We start from the raw sequence: 21,396 nt of genomic DNA on the forward strand, positions 1-21,396 counted from the left end.
AAAACCCACCCATTATTTGATTTCCCATAAGGAAATGCTTTATCACCTCCTTTTATAATAGCCCTCCTTTTACCAGCGCCATACGAGATGAGGGATATGACAACACCATTAAAATACGCTTGCTTGGTTGATATTCAGGGCCGCCTGTTTGAATGGGAAGATGAGGCCGGCAAACGCTTTTTGGCCAGCTTTAAGCAGCTTATCGGCTATGCCCAGGCCCTGCTGGCCTCTAGCTATCCTGCCCTAACCTTTTTCTATCAGTTAGAAAATGAAAGTCAGTGGTATCAAATTTGGTTGCGGAGAAATCAAGACGGCCTGGCCCTCTTTAAGGCTGAGGCAGTTGAGCTGCCCTTTAATTTGAGCAAGCGGGAGTTGGAAATCCTTACCCTCCTAAGCAGCGGTTTGAGCAACACGGAAATCGCCCAGCAGCTCTTTATTAGTGAACGGACGGTAGCCAAGCACGTTGAGCATATTTTTGAGAAAACCGCCATCGACAACCGCACCGTCCTGGCTGTCTTTGCCCATAAGCAGCACCTCTGCTGCCTGCCTACCCCCGGCCAACTTAGCCAATCCATTTTGGTCAGCTTTGAAATTGAACAGCTAGCCCAAAATTTGCCAAAAAAACCAACATTTAGCCCGCTTGTTCAACGCCAGGCCCGGCCGATTGTGATTGGCGTGCCCTATGTAGAAGAGGGAATTGGGCAAATTGACACCAAGGAGCTACTCAAGGGAACACAACTTGCCATTGAAAACCTCAACCGTCAGGGCGGGATTAAGGGGCGCTTGGTGGAAATGGAGGCAGTGGGCTTTTGTGTGGAGGATAAGGCCAGCATTGAGAGGGCCTATCATCAGCTCTTCGAGCGGGAAGTGGATGCCATTTCCACCAGCTACGCCTGCTATTCGCCCGACATTCACGAACTGATTGCCAGCCGGGGTATCCCTTATTTGCATATCGCCACCCACAGCGGTTCGGACAAGCGTTCCCAACACCTTCCCCAAGAAACCATTGATAATATCTTCCAGGTCTGTGCCAGCGATATTCACTATGGCTCGGGCGTATTCCGCTTCCTGCAAGCCTTTGCCCAGCATTACCCGCAACTACTGAAGGAAAAAAGGCTCTTGCTTATTCGGGTCAAGTGGCAACGGATCGATATTGGCCTTGCAAAATTAATCCAAGATCTGACCGCTTTACATTGGTCGGTGGAGGTGATTGAATTGGATGAGCAATCGCCCGCTGCCTTTGCCTATGCCCTGCAACAGATCCACCACTACGACCCAACCCTGATTGTCCTGGCTTCTTATTTTGCCGAGGATATTGTCGCTCTCTATCAGGCCTTTATAAGCCAGCCCATCAATGCGGTGATTTATAGCATTTATGCACCGTCCGCCTTTCTGCCTCAAGAACAACCCTGCGAAGGGGTTCTCTGGTCAACCACTAGCGGCCTGAGCAATAACCATCTGGGCCAGCAGTTCGTCCAGCAATACCAGGCCTTTTTCGGCCATCAACCCACCTATTCCCAGGCTTCTATTGCCTATGATCAGGTACAAATCCTAGCCAATGCCTGGAAAAACAGCATTTCCCCCGGGCATTTAAGGATGTGCTTACTGGCATTCGCTCCCAGCCCTATCACGGGGTCAATGGCACGTATTTCTTTGGTACAGAGGGGCAAACGGGGCTGACCTATCCAGACAATACGCTCGATCTTTCCATCAGCCAACCCCACCTGATCTACCAAGTCCAACAGGGCAGAAGTGCAGTTATCGCCCCAAGTTTGTTTGCCCAAAGTGAATTTGTGCTGCCTAAATGGTTTGACCTAAAAAGAAACTAGAACCTCTCCATTATTTGATCTGGATCTAACTTGGCTCCAGATCTAACCCAAAATACGTATTTTTACTTATTGTCCCCACCTGCCCAGCCCTTAAAATACCCCACATGATACCTATTTTTAATTAGAAAAATTTTTTTGGAGTGTATGAAATGGCCAAATTAAAAGGGGCTTTAACCGCCCTAGGCTTAGCTGCCCTGGGGGCAGCTACGGTGTTGGGAACCCAGTTTGCGATGAAAGAAACCAGCAGTACTGAATTTTGTGTGAGCTGCCACTCAATGAGCCACCCGCAGGCGGAATGGGAAGGCACGGTGCATTTTTCCAACCGCAAGGGCATTCGGGCAGAATGTGCCGACTGCCATATTCCGCAGGACAATGCCTTCCATTATGTTAAAACCAAGGTGATGGCCTTAAAAGATGTCTGGCACACGGTGGTCACCAACAAATTGCCTGACCAAGAAGCCTACGAAACCCACCGCTTAGAGATGGCTCAACGGGTTTGGGAGGATATGAAGGCCAATAATTCTGCCACCTGCCGTAGTTGCCATAGTTTTGAGGCCATGGTCTTATCAGAACAAAAAGAAGCGGCTCAAAAAATGCACCAGTTAGCCCAGGAAACTAACCAAACCTGTATCGACTGCCACAAGGGCATTGCTCACTTTATGCCTGAAATCCCTGTGGATAATGCCGCAGCGGCGGGCGAACTGGCTAAACACGGCGGTGAATTTGGAGTGAGCGACAAAACCCTCTATTCATTGGCCATGAATAATGTGCAGTTGGCCCAAGGTGGTGAAGTACGCCTTATGCCTTTTGCGGAATTGGGTAATTGGAAAGAAGCGGACGATAAAATTACCGCCACGGTTAAGGGCTGGCAGCAGGCTGGAGCGGAATCGGTTGTCTATTTGGATTTAGGCAAGCGGGTGATGGTTGCCCTCTTGGGTGACGATGCCCAAGGCAAGGTAAATGTGGTCAAAACTGTGTACGATGACGTGACCGCCTCCGATTGGAAGGAGATCAACTTTGAAGTAACCGCCCCGAAAACAGCTGTTACCGCCAATATTGCTGCTCTCAATAATTTTGGTAACAACCTCAACCAAACCCATTGTAGCGGCTGCCACGCCCCGATTGGCGCGGATCACTACACGGCCAACCAGTGGATCGGCGTGGTTAATTCCATGAAAGACCGCACGTCAATGACGGCTGATGATGTACGTGCTGTGACCATCTACCTGCAACGCAATGGTAAGGATATGGTGGAGAGTAAGCATTAATTCTTTCTACCCCCTCCCCCGCTTGCGGGGGAGGGCGGGGGTGGGGGACTAACCTTAACAAGCGGTTATTTTTCTCGCAAAATTTGCAAATATTGGTTGAATTTATACCGCTTGTTGCCTGACGGCAATCCCCCCACCCTAACCCTCCCCCGTAAACGGGGGAGGGGATTTTATCTCGATGTAAAATTTTTAAGCCCCTTCCTCCATTTTCGTGGGAGGGGATTAAATTAAACCCCGACTCCGAGCCTGTCTTCCTAAGTCGCAAAGATATGGAAACTGTGCCTGTGAGACTTCTCACACATGGTTGGCTTAGAAATGAGCCAGCCACTCAACTTAGAAAGGTGTCGTCTTTCAACTTCAATTTGGAGTCCATTATGAAAAAACAAGACCAAATCAATCTCAAACGCCGTGATTTCCTCAAGCACAGCTCGCTCGGTGTGGCGGGTGCTTCGCTCTCAGGTGGCGTGGTCGGCACACTTGCCTCAGCACCAGCGCTGGCAGCTGATAGCAAAACCGTGGTAACCGCCGCCCACTGGGGGCCGCTGGGCGTGGTGGTGGAAAATGGCAAGGTGGTTAAATCAGGCCCTGCTATTGTGCCAAGTGTGGAAAACGAACTGCAATCCGTGGTTGCCGACCAGCTTTATAGCGAAGCTCGGGTTAAATTCCCGATGGTGCGTAAGGGCTATTTAGACGGCAACAAAGACACCTCTTTGCGTGGACGTGATGAGTGGGTGCAGGTTTCTTGGGACAAGGCTTTCGATCTAGTTGCAGGCGAAATGAAACGTGTGCGTGATGCTCACGGCCCAAGTGCTATTTTCGCAGGTTCTTACGGCTGGTATAGCTCAGGGGCCTTACACGCTTGCCGCACCCTTTTGCAACGTTATATGAATTTGACTGGCGGCTTTGTTGGCGTGAAAGGCGACTATTCCACAGGGGCAGCACAGGTAATTATGCCTCACGTTTTAGGTACGATTGAGGTTTATGAGCAACAAACTTCTTGGGAAGTGATCTTAGAAAGCTCAGACATCGTAGTGCTTTGGGCAGCCAACCCGCTCACAACTCTTCGCATTGCCTGGACCTCCACCGACCAACAAGGGATCGAATATTTCAAAAAACTTAAAGAGAGCGGCAAACGTATTATCTGTATCGACCCTGTGAAAAGCGAAAGTTGCGAATTTTTAGGGGCAGAGTGGATCCCAATTAACACCGCAACCGACGTGGCCTTAATGTTGGGTATCGCCCACACCTTAGTAAGCGAAAACAAACACGACACCGCTTTCTTGAAAAAATACACCACAGGCTACGACAAATTTGAAAGCTACCTTTTAGGCAAGGACGACAACCAGCCGAAAGACGCGGCCTGGGCCAGCCAAATCACCGGCGTACCAGCCGATCTTATCAAACAATTAGCCGCTGACTTCTCGTCCAAACGCACCATGCTCATGGGCGGCTGGGGTATGCAACGCCAACGCCACGGTGAACAAACCCACTGGATGTTGGTCACCCTCGCTTCAATGCTAGGGCAAATCGGCCTACCAGGTGGCGGCTTCGGCTTGAGCTACCACTACTCTAACGGCGGTGCACCAACGGCAACGGGCGGTATCTTAGGTTCAATTTCTGCCAACCCATCAGGTCAAGCAGGCGAAAAAACCTGGTTGGACGAAACCTCCAAAATGTCCTTCCCTGTGGCTCGCATTGCTGATGCCCTGCTCAACCCGGGCAAAACCATCCAGTACAACGGCACGGAAATCACCTATCCAGATATCAAGGTCATCTACTGGGCGGGCGGTAATCCATTTACCCATCACCAAGACACCAACACGCTGATCAAAGCCTGGCAAAAACCTGACACCATCATTGTGAACGAAGTCAACTGGACACCAACAGCCCGTATGGCGGACATCGTCTTGCCAGCGACCACCAGCTACGAACGCAACGACCTCACCATGTCAGGCGACTACTCCATGATGAACATCTACCCGATGAAACAGGTGGTTGAACCGCAATTTGAAGCCAAAAACGACTTCGATATTTTTGCGGAACTGGCCAAACGTGCAGGCGTAGAAAAAGAGTTCACCGAAGGCAAGAGCGAAATGGAATGGCTGCAAAGTTTCTATCAAACCGCCTTTGAAGGAGCCAGAAAGAACCGTGTGCTCATGCCAAAATTTGAAAAATTCTGGGAAGAGAACAAGCCGATCACCTTCAAGGCCAGTGAAAAAGCCAAAAAATGGGTGCGTTATGAAGAATTCCGCAATGACCCACTGCTCAACCCATTAGGCACACCATCAGGCAAGATCGAGATCTTCTCTGATGTGGTCGCCAAAATGAACTATGACGACTGCAAGGGCCATCCAAGCTGGTTTGTCCCAGCCGAGTTCGCCGGCAACGTAACCGCTGAAGAGCCGTTAGCCCTAGTGACACCACACCCTTACTACCGCCTCCACAGCCAACTTTGCCACACTTCATTGCGTGACAAATACACCGTGGCGGGCAGAGAACCTGTGCTCATCCATAAAGACGACGCAGCCGCCCGCGGCATTGCAAGCGGTGACATTGTGCGGATTTTTAACAAACGTGGACAGGTGTTAGCCGGTGCAGTGGTGACTGATGGCATCATCAAGGGCACAGTCGCCCTACACGAAGGGGCCTGGTACGATCCACAGGATTTAGGCAGCAGCGACAAGCCACTGTGTAAATTCGGCAACCCGAACGTACTCACCCGTGACGAAGGCACATCTAAACTGGCCCAGGGTAACTCACCAAACACTGCAACCGTTCAGGTGGAGAAGTTTGTGGGCCAAGCACCTGAAGTGACGGTCTTTAAACAACCAAAAATCGCAGGTTAAGGCCTCTAAATAGCAAAATCCCAGCCTAGGCTGGGATTTTTTGTTGCCTCATCAAAGGGGCAAAAAATAAGGCGGTTTCAACCGCCTCTGGAAATTATTGGTTGTTCTGAACGTAATCAATGGCTGATTGAACAGTTGTGATTTTTTCAGCTTCTTCATCTGGAATTTCGATGTCGAATTCTTCTTCTAAAGCCATCACTAGCTCAACAGTGTCTAAAGAGTCAGCGCCTAAGTCTTCAATGAATGAAGCTTCTGGTTTTACATCTTCAGCTTTCACGCCAAGTTGTTCAACGATGATTTTTTTTACGCGTTCTTCAATGCTCATTTTTTGTTTCCTATTGTGAAATCGCCTAAGTGCGAGAGTTAAAAGTGTAAAGAAAATTTCACTAAATTCAACGCTTTTCAAAAGGTCAAACCAGCGTCGCTTTTCCACACACCTAAGTTAAGGGTTTCGCCCATTGGGCTGAGCGAAAAAGCGGTCTAATTCTACCACTATGATTAAGGTTTATCTATACCCTAATTTTGATTTCGCCCTACAAGCGGGGGATTTTGGCCAAAAATTTGCAAAATTTGGGCTTTTTTGCATTTAGGCATTGACATATTTTCAATACTTGCTTTAATGCTTGCCCAATTTTGATTTTTTCGATAACCCCTTATTTTAGAGGCATATTATGGCAGAAAGTTTTAGCGTAACCCGCCGTTTTTTTGATGATAAAAATTACCCGCGTGGCTTTTCCCGCCACGGCGACTACACCATTCGTGAATCCCAGCTTTTAGAGCAATTTGGCCAAGCCTGTCTTGCCTTGGAATTAGGCGAGCGTAAGCCTGCTACCAAAGAGGAAAAACAATTTGTTGCGGTGGTCAAGGGCGAGGCAGAAGCTCAAAGCCTCTTGGAAAAAGTGTGGATCAAATACCGCACCAAAATCAGCAACACCCACCGTGTTTACACCCTTTCAGGCAATACTGATGCCTCTGCGGACGATTTTACCGCCACAGAATAACCCTCCTCCCCCAGTTTTGGGGGAAGATTTTTATAAAGAACCATGTCACTAGCCATCTCCCACTATCCCCAATTACTTGCAGAAAAAGCCCAAAGGCTGACCGCTTTATTGGCCCCTTTTGATGCCCCTGAACTAGAGGTTTTTGCCTCCCCCACCAGTCACTTTCGCCTAAGAGCCGAATTTCGGGTCTGGCATGAGGCCGGCGATCTCTACCATATCATGTTCGATCAGGCCACCAAACAACGCTATCGGGTGGATGAGTTCCCCATTGCCAGCCAGCTCATCAACCGTATGATGACCGTCCTGCTGGCTGAAATTAAGGGCAATGACCTCCTGACCCGCCGGCTCTTTCAGGTGGACTATCTCAGCACCCTGAGCGGCCAGATTGCCGTGTCTATGCTCTATCATAAGACACTGGATAAAGAATGGGAACAACAAGCCCGCCTGCTTAAAAAACGCTTAGAGGGCTATGGCTTTGATGTTCAGCTCATTGGCCGGGCCACCAAGCAGAAGATTGCCCTAGATCAGGACTATGTGGAAGAAAGGCTGGAAGTCCATGGCCAAGCCTATATCTACCGCCAGGTGGAAAACAGCTTTACCCAGCCCAATGGCTTTATGAACATTAAGATGTTGGAATGGGCCAGATCTTGCACCGCAAATAGCCAAGGGGATTTGTTGGAGCTCTACTGTGGCAATGGCAACTTTTCCATCGCCCTGGCTGGCAACTTCCGCAAGGTGCTGGCCACTGAGATATCTAAGTCTTCCGTTCAATCTGCCCAATACAATATTGAGCAGAACGGGGTGGATAACCTGCAAATCATTCGGATGTCAGCCGAGGAATTTACCCAGGCCATGAATGGGGTGCGGGACTTTTATCGCCTCCGAGGCATTGATCTGAAGAGCTACGACTGCAATACCATCTTTGTCGATCCGCCACGGGCAGGGCTGGATCAGGCCACTCTTGATATGGTGCAGGCCTATGAGCGGATCCTCTATATTTCCTGCAACCCCGACACCCTGGCCGACAACCTCAAGCAGCTCAGTCAGACCCACCGGATTGAGCGAGCCGCCCTCTTTGACCAGTTCCCCTATACCCATCACATCGAAAGTGGGGTTTGGTTGGTGCGAAAAATGTGATCTAGCTAGCAAAAATGTGACTTCAATGGTCGCATTTTTTTTGTTTGAATTACAATGCTAAAACGATTTAGACAGAGGAATGCCCATGCATATTTTCAACCAAGGTAAGTACAAGAGCCTGCACGCCCAAGAGGCCGGTGAGTTAGACGCGGTTCGTCAAACTGTATTAGAAGATCAAGACTTCTACCCAACCTACCACCTGGCCCCGCCAACTGGCCTGCTCAACGACCCCAACGGCCTGATTTTTGACGGCGAGAAATTCCATATCTTCTACCAGTGGTTCCCCTACGATGCCCTGCACGGCATGAAGCACTGGAAGCATTTTGTCTCCCAGGATTTGCAAACTTTTCGTGAAGCCGACCCGCTTGTGCCGGATGAGATGTTTGAGTCCCACGGCTGCTATTCGGGCGGGGCCATTCTCTGGCAGGATAAGATTGTAGCCTTCTACACTGGCAACACCCGCCGGGCTTCGGACAATCAGCGGGTTCCCCACCAAAATATGGCCATCTTTGACAAGAGCGGGAAGCTGCTAGAAAAACGTTGCCTGCTAGACCAGGCTCCTGCGGGCTATACCGAACACGTGCGGGATCCTAAGCCTTGGGTAACAGCAGAGGGTAAGATCCGCTTTGTGCTGGGGGCCCAACGAGAGGACTTAACCGGTACCGCCCTAGTCTATGAAATGGACGACCTGCAAGGCCCGGCCCGCCTCTTGAGTGAATTGGCCGTGGAAGACTTTGACAACAGCCAGGTCTTTATGTGGGAATGCCCAGATCTCTTCAAATTAGGCGGCCAGGATATTTTTGTTTGGTCGCCCCAGGGGAAAGAAAGGGAAACGACCCGCTTTCAAAATAACTACCACGCCACCTACGCCCTAGGCAAACTAGCAGAGAAGAGCCTCCAGGCCCAACATATTGAAGAGCTAGACTACGGCTTTGACTTCTACGCCCCACAAACCGTGCAAAATACTGACGGCCTCTTGCTGGGCTGGGTCGGCCTGCCAGATCTGACCTACCCAACTGACAAGTACAAGTGGCACTCTATGCTGAGCCTGCCTCGCCAGTTACGGGTGGAGGGCCATAAGATCTACCAAAAACCGGCTCAACAGGTTTATGATCTCTTGGGGCCAAAAGTGGGCTTGAAGCTTCAGGGCAAGCAGGAGCTTGCTCATCTTGATCGTGCCTATTTGCAAATTTCTGTGCAAAATCAACCGCTTGAGCTTAAGTTCTTCAATAATGCCCAGGGCCAACACTTGGTGCTTCGCTATGAAAAAGGCCTCTTGAGCTTGGATCGTTCTCAATCCGACCAAACCGACCTGATGGAAAAATTTGGCAGCCTTCGTCACTGCGAGATTGGTCAACTAGATAAACTGGAAATCTTCCTTGACCGTTCGGTTATTGAGATTTTTGCCAATGATGGGGAAAAGGCCCTAACCTCTCGCTTCTTTATTGCTGAGCGGGAGAATGTGGTGGAAGCATCTAGAACTGTGGAAGCTACGATAGCGAAAGTCGGTTCGATTGCTTATTTGTAGGACGACTGATGGCGCAAGCGTCCACGCTTGTGCCTAATATGGATACTAAGCACCAGCCTGGAGGCTGGCGCTATCATTAAATAGAAAAAATGGACATTAAACAACCTAAAAAACGGATCACTCTGGGCGAAATTGCCCAGCTTGCAGGCGTGTCGAAAACCACGGCCAGCATGATTTTAAATGGAAAGGGAGAAAACTTCCGCATTCGGCCTGAAACCCGCCAGCGGGTAGAAGCCATTGCCAAGCAGCACGGCTACCGAGCCAATGCCTACGCCCGCTCCCTCCAGGCCCAACGCACCAATGTGATTGGCATGGTCATCCCTGATTTGGCCAACTACGGCTTTGCCTCCACGGCCAAGACCCTGGAAAAACTCTGCCGTGACAAGGGGCTTTTGTTGGTCATTGCCTGCTCGGACGACAACCCCCAACAGGAAAAACAGGCCATCGAACGGCTCTTGGACAGGCAGGTCGATCTGCTCATTACCGCCCCCACCCACCAAGACCCGAGTTACTACAACCAGATCATCAAACATACGCCGGTTCTGCAACTGGACAGGCACATCCCCAACCTGGAACTGTCCTATGTTATCAGCCAGGACAGGCCCGCCATTGCGGAACTTGTTGCCCAAACCGTTGCTCAAGAGGGCTTGAGCGAATATTACTATTTGGGCGGCAAACTGGCCCTTTCACCCAGTGAAAACCGCCTGCAAGGCTTTAAGCAGGGCTTGGTGCAAGCCGGCTTGGACCTGAATGAAGATTGGATCTGGCACAGGGACTATCAACCCGACTCGGGCTATCAGATGTTGGCTGACATTGTAGCCAAGCTCGGCCGTCTGCCCCAGGCTATCTTTACGGCTTCTTATACGCTTTTGGAGGGGGTTCTGCGTTATTTGACCGAGCATCAGCTTATGGATAAGCTCCTATCTGGCCAGCTGCACCTCACCACCTTCGATGATCATAAGCTGCTCAATGCCCTGCCTTTTAAGATCCACTCCATTGGACAGAACCATCAGGCCATTGCCCAGGCCATGTTTGGTTTGGTGGAACGTTATCTGAAACAGGAAAAGTTGGAAAGCCATCAGGTGGCTTGTGAGATTTTTTGGCGGTGATTTGTAAAAAATAGCTGATTTCTAACCGCTTGGTTGCTACCCAACGATAGCGCCAGCGTCCTCGCTGGTGCTGATAAGTCTAGGCACCAGCCTGGAGGCTAGCGCCATCAGCGTTACGATTTACGCTTGGCCCTCGGATGGGCGGAGTCGTAAATTTTGGCCAGATGTTGGAAGTCTAGGTGGGTATAAATCTGGGTGGTGGACAGGCTGGCATGGCCTAGCAGTTCCTGCACGGCCCGCAAGTCGCCGCTGGCTTCCAGCATGTGGGTGGCAAAGGAGTGGCGTAATTTGTGGGGGTGGACGGCGGTGTCTAAGTGCTGGGCCTGCCCCCATTTTTTCATAATAAGCTGAATAGCACGCTGGGAAAGTCGCCCGCCCCGTTGATTAAGAAAGAGGGCTGTATCTTGCGGATTAAAGTCCGCCCGCACGGCCAGCCATTTTTCGAGCGCTTCAACGGCCTTGGCGCCCATGGGTACAATCCGTTGCTTGTTGCCCTTGCCCAGCACCCGCACTTCTTGCAGGCCAAAATCCAAATCCCCCAAGTCCAAACCTTGCAATTCCGACAAACGCAGTCCCGAGCTGTACATCAGCTCCATCATGGCCAAATCCCGTTTTTCTGCTGGGCTTTCCCCTTCTTTTTCAAGCAATTGTGCCACCTGTTCAGCATCAATATTCTTAGGTAAATGCTTGCCCACCTTGGGAGCCTTAATACCAAGGGCGGGGTTTACGGCCATTTTTTCAGCTCGAATGAGAAATTGGAAGAATTGACGGAGGGCAGACAGGCGGAGGTTAATGCTCTTACTGCTCAAGCCCTGCTTGTGGCTTTGGGAAAGCAGCCAGCGGACGGTGGAGGGTTCTACTACCTGCCATTGCTCAATGCCGGCTTGAGCCAAAAGACTGCATACCGCCTGCAACTGGCGTTGGTAGTTGGAGAGAGTGTGGGGGCTGGCCTGACGTTCAATACGCAGGAAGTCCCAATAGGGTTGGGTCTGTTCAAAGAGAGCCAGGGCGAGGTTGGTGTTTGGCATACAAGCGGGTGGAGTTGGGGAAAAACTCGCAAATTATATGAGAAAAGATAGCGCCAGCCTCCAGGCTGGTGCTGAGAAAACATAAGGCACCAGCCTGGAGGCTGGCGCCATCTGTGTTGCTTTAAATATAACCGTAAGTCATCAAACGCTCATAACGGCGATCCAGCAAATCTTCTTGGCCTAGTGGCGAGAGATCGGCTAAATCGTCCAAGAGACGTTGTTTGAGGTTGGCGGCCATTTCGTCAAAATTACGGTGGGCGCCGCCCAAAGGCTCTGGCACGATATTATCAATCAGGCCCAGCTCCTTGATACGAGGCGCGGTCAAGCCCATAACCTCTGCGGCAGTGGAGGCCTTTTCGGCACTCTTCCATAAAATAGAGGCACAGCCTTCTGGGGAAATCACTGAGTAGGTAGAATATTGCAGCATATTGACCTTGTCGCCCACGCCAATGGCCAAGGCACCGCCTGAACCGCCCTCGCCAATCACAGTACAAATCACCGGCACCTTGAGCAGGGACATTTCACGCAGGTTGCGGGCGATGGCTTCAGACTGGCCACGCTCTTCCGCCCCAATGCCAGGGTAGGCACCTGGGGTGTCAATAAAAGTGATAATCGGCATATTAAAACGCTCAGCCATTTGCATAAGGCGCAAGGCCTTGCGGTAGCCCTCAGGGGCTGGCATACCAAAGTTGCGTTTGACCTTTTCTTTGACATTGCGGCCCTTTTGGTGGCCGATAATCATCACCGGTCGGCCCTCTAAACGGGCAATCCCGCCCACAATGGCCTTGTCGTCTGCAAAGGCACGGTCGCCAGACAGTTCATCAAATTCAGTGAAAATACGCTCAATATAGTCTAGGGTGTAGGGGCGGTCTGGGTGGCGGGCCATGCGGGAAACCTGCCAGGCGTCCAGGTTGGAAAAGGTTTTCTTGGTGAGTTCTTCGCTTTTCTTTTGTAGGCGTTTGATTTCATCATCAAGATTGATTTGGCTGTCTTTGGCGGCCATATCCTTTAGGGCTTCAATTTTGGCTTCAAGCTCTGCAATCGGCAGTTCAAAATCTAGATATTCTTGAGTCATGCTCTTTTCCTTTTGAAAAATAGGGACAAAACGCCCCTATTTTAGTACGTTTAAGGCAAAATGTATTGAGAAATTTTACAGGTCTAACGTTTTGCAAAAAATCGCCTGATTTTTACCGCTTGTCAGCCGCTTCTTTATCCTTCATGGAGGCAAAAATCATGGCCAAAATCGGGCCTGAAATATTGTGCCAGAAGCTAAAGACCGCACTTGGCACAGCCACTACAGGATTGGCCTTAAAGTGCAGGGCAGCTAGGGCGACGCCTAGGCCAGAGTTCTGCATACCCACTTCAATGGAAATGGCCTTGCTGTCGTAGAGGGAATTTTTAAAGAGGCGGGCGAAACCGTAACCAATGGCATAGCCGATCACGTTATGCAGCACCACCACGGCAAAAATTAGGAGGCCAGAGGCGATAATTCTGTCCTTGCTGACTGCTACCACCGCCATTACGATTAAGATGATGGAAATCACGGAAACCAGGGGCATAGTTTGGCTGAATTGGTCGATTTTTTGTTTGAAAATAGAGCGAATAAGCACGCCGATAAAGATCGGCACCAAGACCATTTGCACCACGGAGATAAACATATTGGTTGGGTCGATTTCGATCCACTGGCTGGCGAAAAGATAGAAAATGGCCGGAGTTAAAATCGGCGCCAAGAGGGTGGAAATGGTGGTGCAGGCCACGGACAGGGCTGTGTTACCACGGGCCAAGAAGGTCATCACATTGGATGAAGTGCCGCCTGGGCAGCAGCCGACCAAGATAACGCCAATGGCCAAGTCAGGTTCAAGATGGAAGGCATGAGCCAGGGCAAAGGCTACGGTTGGCATAATAACGAATTGGCCGACGACACCAATGGCCACAGCCTTAGGGTTTTTGGCGACTTCGCCGAAGTCCTTAAAGGTTAGGGTCAAACCCATGCCCAGCATGACAATGCCCAGTAAATAGGGAATCCATTTAACCAAGGGCTTAAAGGTTTCAGGCATGGCGCCTGCTAAAAGAGCAAACACCACCACCCAAATGGCGAAGGTCTTGCTGACAAAGTTTGTGAATTTTAAAAGGGCTTGCATAGGGCTTCCTGTTGTTTTTGTTAAAAGAGTGTAAAGACTAGCCCAAGTGTGGGGGAAAATAAAGGGGGGAAGTGAAAATTTATGAGGAAAATAAACAAAGGTCTGTCTTGCTTGAATCAGCAAAAAAACTTTGATCTACCTCTCATTTTTTCCTTTATTTACTTGCATATTTGGGGCTTGGGTATTAACCTTGGAGCCATTCTTCTTTATAGCCAAAACATTTGGAGTTTTTATGTCAAGATTAACGAGAGAACAAATTTTAGCACAACTTGAAAATGGACTAATTTCTTCCTGCCAACCTGTTGATGATGGCCCTATGGACTCGCCTGAAATTGTGGCCGCCATGGCCAAGGCCTCGGTGATTGGCGGTGCAGCAGGCCTGCGGATTGAGGGTATTGACAACCTCAAAGCTGCCCGTGCAGCCGTAGATGTGCCTATTATTGGCATTGTCAAACGTGATCTGCCAGACAGCCCTGTACGCATTACCCCTTTCTTACAAGACATTGACGATCTCTATGCAGCAGGTGCCGATATTATCGCTTTTGACGGCACAGACCGTGTGCGTCCAACCACCATTGAGGCCTGTGTAAAACGTATTCAAGAGCTGGGTGCCATGTCTATGGCCGACTGTTCTAACCTCAAAGAAGGCCTTTACTGCCAAGAGCTGGGCGTGGATTTAATTGGCAGCACCATGTCTGGCTATACAGGCGGGGAAATCCCGGCTGATCCTGATGTGCAGCTGGTGCGTGATTTAGTGGCCAAGGGTTGCCGTGTGATGGCTGAAGGCCGTTACAACACACCAGAACTGGCCGCTGTGGCCATTGAGAACGGGGCTTACGCAGTTACCGTGGGTTCGGCCTTGACCCGTTTAGAACACATTGTTAGCTGGTTTGTAGGAGCCATCGAAAATCGCAAAAAAGGGGGCTAAAATGACCGCTTGTTTAGCCATTGATATTGGCGGCACCAAGATTGCTGCCGCCTTGGTGGAGCTGGGTGCAGAGGTGAAAATTACTGATCGCACCCAAATTCACACGCCACAAAACCCAACGGCAGAGGCCTTAGATGCTGCCTTAACCCAGGTTTTAGCCAAGTTTGCAGGCCGCTTTGATAAAGTATCGGTGGCCTCCACTGGCATTATCCAAGACGGGATCTTAACCGCCCTTAACCCCAAAAACTTGGGTAATCTGGCCTTTTTCCCGCTTAAAGAGAGCATTGAAAAGCATACAGACAAGTCCCTTTATTTGATGAACGATGCCCAGGCGGCGGCCTGTGCTGAATATCTAGGCCAAGACAGCCAAAAGGTCAAAAATTTTGCCTTTATCACAGTGTCCACAGGCGTGGGGGGCGGCATTATCTTAGATGGTAAGCTCTTCACTGGCCAAAACGGGGTGGCAGGCCATATCGGCCATTCCTTGGCAGATCCCAATGGAGAGGTTTGTGGCTGTGGCCGGGTAGGCTGTGTGGAAGCGGTGGCCGCTGGTCGAGCCATTGCCAGAGAGGCAGCCAAGTGGGAACAGCCTTGCGATCCGCCAGAGGTCTTTGAACGCTTCCGTGCGGGCGACCAACAAGCGGCTGATTTAGTGGATAAATCTGCAAAAGCCATTGCTAACCTGATTGCTGATTTAACCATCAGCCTAGACATTGAGTGCATTGCCCTGGGTGGCAGTGTGGGCTTGGCCCAAGGCTATGTGGAGCGGGTGAAACACTTATTGGCCCAAATGCCAAAAATCTACTCCCCTGAAATCGTCTTGGCCCATTATGCCCAAGATGCGGGCTTGATTGGGGCCGCTTGGTGGGCAGAGCAGGCCTAAATGCTATAAGTAGACAAAACAAAAGGGCTAGGTTTAACCTAGCCCTTTGTCTATCTTGGGGGAGGGATTACATCATACCACCCATGCCACCCATACCGCCCATGCCAGCAGTGCCTAGGTCTGCTTTTTCTGGTTTCGGTAGGTCGGTCACCATACATTCAGTGGTGATCATCAGGCCTGCAATAGAGGCTGCGAATTGGAGGGCTGAACGGGTGACCTTGGTTGGGTCTAAGATACCCATTTCCAGCATATCGCCGTATTGCTCAGTGCCTGCGTTATAGCCGTAGTTGCCGTTGCCGTCTTTGACGTTGCGGGCTACCACTGAGGCCTCTTCGCCAGCGTTGGTCACGATTTGACGAAGTGGGGCTTCCATGGCACGCAGGGCCAGGCGGATACCGACATTTTGCTCTTCGTTATCGCCTTTAAGGGTGTCAGCCACCTTGCTGGCTGCACGCACAAGGGCCACACCGCCGCCGGCAACCACGCCTTCTTCCACCGCTGCACGGGTGGCATGGAGGGCATCGTCCACACGGTCTTTCTTCTCTTTCATTTCCACTTCGGTTGCTGCACCCACTTTGATCACAGCCACACCGCCTGCTAATTTAGCCACACGCTCTTGGAGTTTTTCCTTGTCGTAATCAGAAGTAGACTCTTCGATTTGTTGGCGAATTTGGGCAATACGGGCCTTGATTTGGCCTTCATCACCGATACCATCAATGATGGTGGTGTTGTCTTTAGAAATCACCACACGTTTGGCCTGGCCAAGCTCTTCAATGCTGGCTTTTTCAAGCTCCATACCGATTTCTTCAGAAATCACAGTACCCGCAGTCAAGATAGCGATGTCTTGAAGCATGGCCTTACGGCGGTCACCAAAGCCAGGGGCTTTAACAGCAGCCACTTTGACGATACCACGCATATTGTTCACAACCAAGGTTGCCAAGGCTTCGCCTTCGATGTCTTCAGCGATGATAAGTAAGGGTTTACCCGCTTTAGCCACGGCTTCAAGCACAGGCAGGATTTCACGGATGTTGCCCACTTTTTTGTCCACTAAGAGGATGTAAGGGCTGTCTAATTCCACATTGCCAGCTTCTGGCTTGTTGATGAAGTATGGTGAGAGGTAGCCACGGTCGAACTGCATACCCTCAACCACGTCTAACTCATCTTCTAAACCTGTGCCATCTTCAACAGTGATTACGCCTTCTTTGCCTACTTTTTCCATGGCCTGAGCGATTAAACGGCCCACAGTTTCGTCAGAGTTGGCAGAGATGGTACCCACCTGCTCAATTTCTTTTGAAGTTTCGCACGGTTTAGACAGGGTTTTGAGTTCAGCCACTACAGCCGTTACAGCCTTGTCGATACCACGTTTAAGATCCATTGGGTTCATACCCGCGGCCACGGCCTTTAAGCCTTCGTTTACAATGGCTTGGGCCAGTACGGTTGCAGTTGTTGTACCGTCACCTGCGGCATCATTGGCTTTTGAAGCCACTTCTTTTACCATTTGGGCACCCATGTTCTCGAATTTATCTTCTAATTCGATTTCACGAGCCACAGATACACCGTCTTTGGTGATGGTTGGGGCACCAAAGGCCTTGTCTAAAACCACGTTACGGCCTTTGGGGCCTAGGGTCACTTTTACTGCATCGGCTAAGATATTTACGCCGTTTAACATTTTTGAACGGGCGTCGTTACCAAATTTTACGTCTTTTGCTGCCATTTTTTGTTCCTTTTGAAATCAATATGAAATGAGATGTTTTCGCTCCACCCGTTTACGGGGGAGCTGCCCAAAGGGCTGAGGGGGATTTGCAAATTTTTTCGCAGTTTAGACCGCTTGCCCCCCTCCGCCTTCGGCACCTCCCCCGCAAGCGGGTGGAGGGAAGTAAGAGAGCGGGAATTACTCCACAATCGCCAAAATATCGCTTTCAGCTAAAATCAAGACCTCTTCGCCGTCGATTTTCTCGGTTTTCACGCCGTAGCCTTCATTGAAGATAACCACATCGCCAACCTTAACGTGCATTGGGTGAACAGAACCGTTTTCTAAGATACGGCCAGGGCCGGCCGCAATCACCTTACCACGGGTGGACTTGGTGGCGGCCGAGCCGGTTAAAACGATACCGCCGGCGGACTTGGTTTCTACTTCTTCACGTTTTAAGATTACTTTATCGTGTAATGGATGAATTGCCATGAGAATTGCTCCTGTAAATAAAATGTTATCAAAACGAGCTTCTATGTAGGGGCGGTTTTACGCCTTTCAAGGGCGAAAATAAAAAAAATCGCCTTATGTGAGCCATAAAGCGATTTTGTTGCCTATTTATTCAGCTGAAAAGGCAGGAAGAGGCTAAGTGGCCGTTTTCTAGCAATTTCACCCACACACTTGATGATGGCCCACCAGCTGTCAATTTCCGTGTTGCGGGAACGCAGGGCCACCCAGAGGGTCAGGGAGAAGCTGACAATCAAGTTCACTATACCAATCAGCAGCACAAAGGCCAGAGACTGCCAGAATATAGCCCAGCCCAGGGAGCCGCTGATAATGGCATAGCCCACATTGGCAGAGGAGAAAGCCACATGGCGGATGTCTAGCGGCAGACCCAGCCAGTAGCCGATAATGCCGGTTACGCCCAAGAGCATACCAAAGGCCAAGTTACCCACAATCGAGCCGATATGGTTATGCAAATAATCGGCAAATTTGCCCCGCATGTTTTCAGTCATAAGCAGTTTGAGGCAGGGGTGCTGACGCAGGCGCATACGGGTGTTGAGGTAGTTGCTGCGGTTGTCGAAAAAGCCCGAGATAATGCCCGAACAGAAGAGCCACACACCCGCAATGGCCGCAAACCAAAGTGTGCCCTTGGTTGGGTCGATGGAGCTTAATTGGTAGGCGATTTCCTCTTTATCAAGCAAGGCCATGCCGGTGTAATGGGCGTAGCCATAGGCGATGGCGGCGGCCAGGCTGACCGAGATGATCACATTACCCAAGACTGCAATGCTTTGCGAACGCAGTACGTCCACCAAGAGTTGGGCCAGCTTCATATCCACCGCCCGCCCTTGTGGGTTGCGTTCGACCGCTTCGGCAAAGCGGGCGGCCGTCATGGCAGGCTGTTTGGTGGCCACGGTAAAATGCAGCATAAAGATCAGGGTAAAGCCCAGGCCATAATTTAAGCCCTCGGCCAGGCCTTTCCAGACCTTATCATCAATGATCCCGCCCAGGTAAATCTTAAAGAGGGCCATCAAGGCAATAATCACCCCGCCGCCTGCGGCTGAGAAAAACATGCCAAAATATTCCTTTTTATCACGGGTAATATAATGCTCGCCGTGATCGCTGGTGTGCTGGGTAATGCTGCGGGAGAGCATTTTCACGCTCTGGCGCATAATGTCGGTGGCACTGTGTTGGTTGGCGGCCGCCTTGGCAAAGATTTTGGCCGCATGCAGCACATGGGGGCGTGAAAGCTCGGGCTTGGCGAAGATCTCCATCAGCATGGCCAGCCGCTCCAAGGTTTGGCTCAGGCGTTCTAAAAGATAGGCCACACCCAAGGAAGAACCAGCCGTTGAGCCACGCTTGTGCAGGCGTTCGATCAGATCTCGGCACTGCTCAAACATGACCGCAATATGAGCATCATCATAATCCTGGCCAGCCTTACGGGCTTCAAGCCAGAGGGAAATTTCGCCTTGCAGGGCAACAAAAGGGGAGTGGGCATTGAGCAGCTGTGGCTCCAGCCGAATTAGCTCAGGCTCCAGCTCCTCAGCTGCAATCCAGATGGACAGCATTTTGATGGCGTAAAGGCCCTCGTGTTCCAGGTGATCTTGCAGCCACTGCTTGTCCTGCTCGTTGGTGAGATCATCAAGCGTGCTGAAAAAGGTCAGCCAGTCACGGTTGGACAGGGCATCCAGCCACTTTTCATCGTCACGATCGCAAAAGAGTAGGAAGAAGACATCACGCAAGTCCTGGGTGTCTTTAAAGGCTGGGTTGAACTTATCATAAAGGCGATTACGCATCTCCCGCCCAAAACCGTGACGGGCCAAAATACCGCTGCTGACCAAGAGCGGATAGAGCCGAATCTGGCAGAGCCAACGACAAAGCAGGCTGGCCACCGCCTGACCCAATTCAGGGCTATCACGCAGGCCGCTTGCAAAAACTTGCAATTTTTGCCCCGCTTGTTCAGGCTCGCCTGAGCGTAACCACTGGCAAAGGGCGTTGAGCAGGCCAAAGGCATCATTTTGCTCAAGATAAGAGGCCAGCTGGGGAATCAGATTTTTTTCTAAGGTCGTATTTGACATGATCGCTCCGAGTTGAAAAGGGAGTGATCATAAGGTATGCAGGGCAAGAGGGCAAGGGGTGGCGGTTTTTTAGTCGATTATTGAGAATCTTAGACCGTAGCGTGGGCTTTAGCCCACGCTACAGAGGTTGATGTGAAGATCAACGAGGTTTAAGCCAACCTAGCAAAAGCCTGCTCAAGGTCTGCCAAAATATCTTGTACATTCTCAATCCCAACCGAAATGCGGATCAGGCCAGGGGAAATGTTGATCTTGGCCAGTTCTTCCTCGCTCATTTGGCGGTGGGTGGAAGTGGCTGGGTGGAGGGCGCAGGTGCGGATGTCGGCCACGTGGACTTCACGGGAAACCAGCTTCAGAGCATTGAGCCACTTGGCGGCTGCCTCACGCCCGCCCTTAATTTCAAAGGAAATCACGCCACATAGGCCATTTGGCAGGTATTTTTCCTTGAGGGCATAATCTGGCGAGCTACTTAGGCCTGGGTAGTTTACGCCTGCAACTAAATGATGTGCTTCTAGGAACTGGGCCACAGCCAGGGCATTGCTATAGTGGGCCTGCATCCGTAAAGGCAGGGTTTCAAGGCCTAGGTTGAGCAGGAAGCTGTTTTGCGGTGCAGGTGTAGCACCTAAGTCCCGCATAAGTTGGACTCGTGCCTTGATGATATAGGCCGCTGGGCCAAAGGCTTCGGTATAGACCAGGCCGTGGTAGGTTGAATCAGGCTGGGTAAAGGCGGGGAACTTGCCGCTGTGCCAGTCGAAGTTGCCGCCATCAATAACGATACCGCCCATGGCAACGGCGTGGCCGTCTAAGTATTTGGTGGTGCTGTGAATCACAATATTGGCTCCAAAGTCAAAAGGCCGGCAGAAGTAAGGGGTGGCAAAGGTATTGTCAATTAAAAGCGGGGCCTGGGCCTTTTGGGCCAGCTGGGCAAATTTTTCAATGTCTAGCACCCGCAATTCAGGGTTGGCCACGGTTTCGCCGAAAATGGCCTTGGTGTTAGGTTGAATGGCTTTTTCTAGCTCTTCCAAAGGCAGACTTTGATCAACAAAGGTTACGCTAATGCCCATTTTCTTAAAGGTGTGGGCGAAGAGGTTGTAGGTGCCGCCGTAAATTGAGGTAGAGGAAATAAAGTGATCGCCGGCTTCAAGCAGGTTTAAGAGGGCATAGAAAATGGCAGACTGGCCTGAAGAGGTGCATAAAGCACCCACGCCGCCTTCAAGGGCGGTTAGCTTTTCCTCCACCACATTGGTGGTTGGGTTGGCCAGGCGGGTGTAGAAAAAGCCGGCTTTTTTCAGGTCGAAGAGATCGCCGATGTCCTCGGCCGAATCATAGGTAAAAGTAGTGCTTTGCACGATAGGGGCAACACGGGGTTCGCCCGATTTTGGGCTATAGCCTGCGTGCAGGCACTGGGTTTCAAATTGCATAGGTTCTCCTT

The 21,396-nt window shown here is 50.7% G+C and carries 16 protein-coding genes, 1 pseudogene and 1 other annotated feature; of the genes and pseudogenes, 9 read left to right on the forward strand and 8 right to left on the reverse strand.

Features of this window, described 5'->3' with window-relative positions:
- The first annotated feature begins 96 nt into the window (after positions 1-96).
- From A4G20_03515 to A4G20_03525, 3 genes and pseudogenes are all read left to right on the forward strand, one after another.
- Positions 97-1,829, forward strand: a pseudogene (locus tag A4G20_03515) (amino acid ABC transporter).
- Between the two features lie 149 nt (positions 1,830-1,978).
- Positions 1,979-3,097 (forward strand): nitrate reductase, encoded by a 1,119-nt coding sequence (locus A4G20_03520; protein QIW15457.1) that lies wholly within the window; start codon positions 1,979-1,981, stop codon positions 3,095-3,097.
- Positions 3,098-3,323: 226 nt separating this feature from the next.
- Positions 3,324-3,457 (forward strand) — a binding site (molybdenum cofactor riboswitch).
- 14 nt (positions 3,458-3,471) lie between these two features.
- Positions 3,472-5,943, forward strand: coding sequence for a trimethylamine N-oxide reductase I catalytic subunit (locus A4G20_03525; GenBank protein QIW15458.1), 2,472 nt, complete (start codon positions 3,472-3,474; stop codon positions 5,941-5,943).
- A 94-nt stretch (positions 5,944-6,037) separates the two neighbouring features.
- On the opposite strand, the gene A4G20_03530 is transcribed toward A4G20_03525, so the two are convergent.
- Positions 6,038-6,268, reverse strand: coding sequence for an acyl carrier protein (locus A4G20_03530; protein QIW15459.1), 231 nt, complete (start codon positions 6,266-6,268; stop codon positions 6,038-6,040).
- A gap of 346 nt (positions 6,269-6,614) precedes the next feature.
- Between A4G20_03530 and A4G20_03535 the strand changes: the two genes are divergently transcribed.
- The 4 genes from A4G20_03535 to A4G20_03550 all read left to right on the forward strand — a co-directional run bounded on the left by A4G20_03535 (position 6,615) and on the right by A4G20_03550 (position 10,718).
- The gene (locus A4G20_03535; GenBank protein QIW15460.1) at positions 6,615-6,944 is read left to right on the forward strand and encodes a hypothetical protein; all 330 of its coding nucleotides are present in this window, start codon (positions 6,615-6,617) and stop codon (positions 6,942-6,944) included.
- 42 nt (positions 6,945-6,986) lie between these two features.
- Complete coding sequence (locus A4G20_03540; protein ID QIW15461.1) at positions 6,987-8,081, forward strand: tRNA (uridine(54)-C5)-methyltransferase TrmA; 1,095 nt, start codon at positions 6,987-6,989, stop codon at positions 8,079-8,081.
- Positions 8,082-8,166: 85 nt separating this feature from the next.
- Positions 8,167-9,609: a fructosidase gene (locus A4G20_03545; protein QIW15462.1), complete on the forward strand. Its 1,443-nt coding sequence runs from the start codon at positions 8,167-8,169 to the stop codon at positions 9,607-9,609.
- Between the two features lie 89 nt (positions 9,610-9,698).
- Positions 9,699-10,718 (forward strand): transcriptional regulator, encoded by a 1,020-nt coding sequence (locus A4G20_03550; protein ID QIW15463.1) that lies wholly within the window; start codon positions 9,699-9,701, stop codon positions 10,716-10,718.
- Positions 10,719-10,831: 113 nt separating this feature from the next.
- Here the strand turns inward: A4G20_03550 and A4G20_03555 are convergent, their stop codons facing one another.
- From A4G20_03555 to A4G20_03565, 3 genes are all read right to left on the reverse strand, one after another.
- Entirely contained in the window at positions 10,832-11,746 is a 915-nt protein-coding gene (locus A4G20_03555) for a tyrosine recombinase XerC (GenBank protein ID QIW15464.1), read from the reverse strand.
- A gap of 121 nt (positions 11,747-11,867) precedes the next feature.
- Complete coding sequence (locus A4G20_03560; GenBank protein ID QIW15465.1) at positions 11,868-12,821, reverse strand: acetyl-CoA carboxylase carboxyltransferase subunit alpha; 954 nt, start codon at positions 12,819-12,821, stop codon at positions 11,868-11,870.
- A 112-nt stretch (positions 12,822-12,933) separates the two neighbouring features.
- Positions 12,934-13,887 (reverse strand): sodium transporter, encoded by a 954-nt coding sequence (locus A4G20_03565; protein ID QIW15466.1) that lies wholly within the window; start codon positions 13,885-13,887, stop codon positions 12,934-12,936.
- Positions 13,888-14,119: 232 nt separating this feature from the next.
- Here A4G20_03565 and A4G20_03570 point away from each other — a divergent pair, with 232 nt between their 5' ends.
- Together A4G20_03570 and A4G20_03575 are read left to right on the forward strand one after the other, a co-directional pair.
- Complete coding sequence (locus A4G20_03570; GenBank protein QIW15467.1) at positions 14,120-14,815, forward strand: N-acetylmannosamine-6-phosphate 2-epimerase; 696 nt, start codon at positions 14,120-14,122, stop codon at positions 14,813-14,815.
- A gap of 1 nt (position 14,816) precedes the next feature.
- Positions 14,817-15,698 carry an N-acetylmannosamine kinase gene (locus A4G20_03575; GenBank protein ID QIW15468.1) on the forward strand — a complete coding sequence of 294 codons (882 nt, stop codon included), beginning with the start codon at positions 14,817-14,819 and terminating at the stop codon, positions 15,696-15,698.
- 67 nt (positions 15,699-15,765) lie between these two features.
- On the opposite strand, the gene A4G20_03580 is transcribed toward A4G20_03575, so the two are convergent.
- The 4 genes from A4G20_03580 to A4G20_03595 all read right to left on the reverse strand — a co-directional run bounded on the left by A4G20_03580 (position 15,766) and on the right by A4G20_03595 (position 21,385).
- The gene (locus A4G20_03580) at positions 15,766-17,412 is read right to left on the reverse strand and encodes a chaperonin GroL (GenBank protein ID QIW15469.1); all 1,647 of its coding nucleotides are present in this window, start codon (positions 17,410-17,412) and stop codon (positions 15,766-15,768) included.
- 177 nt (positions 17,413-17,589) lie between these two features.
- A complete protein-coding gene (gene groES / locus A4G20_03585; GenBank protein QIW15470.1) occupies positions 17,590-17,880 on the reverse strand; it encodes a co-chaperone GroES in 291 nt (96 codons plus the stop codon).
- A 122-nt stretch (positions 17,881-18,002) separates the two neighbouring features.
- On the reverse strand, positions 18,003-19,967 hold the full coding sequence (locus tag A4G20_03590) for a recombinase (GenBank protein QIW15471.1): 1,965 nt from the start codon (positions 19,965-19,967) through the stop codon (positions 18,003-18,005).
- 149 nt (positions 19,968-20,116) lie between these two features.
- A complete protein-coding gene (locus tag A4G20_03595) occupies positions 20,117-21,385 on the reverse strand; it encodes an O-acetylhomoserine aminocarboxypropyltransferase (GenBank protein ID QIW15472.1) in 1,269 nt (422 codons plus the stop codon).
- Positions 21,386-21,396: the final 11 nt, after the last annotated feature.

The organism is Pasteurellaceae bacterium RH1A (assembly GCA_012221805.1).
GTDB lineage: Bacteria > Pseudomonadota > Gammaproteobacteria > Enterobacterales > Pasteurellaceae > RH1A.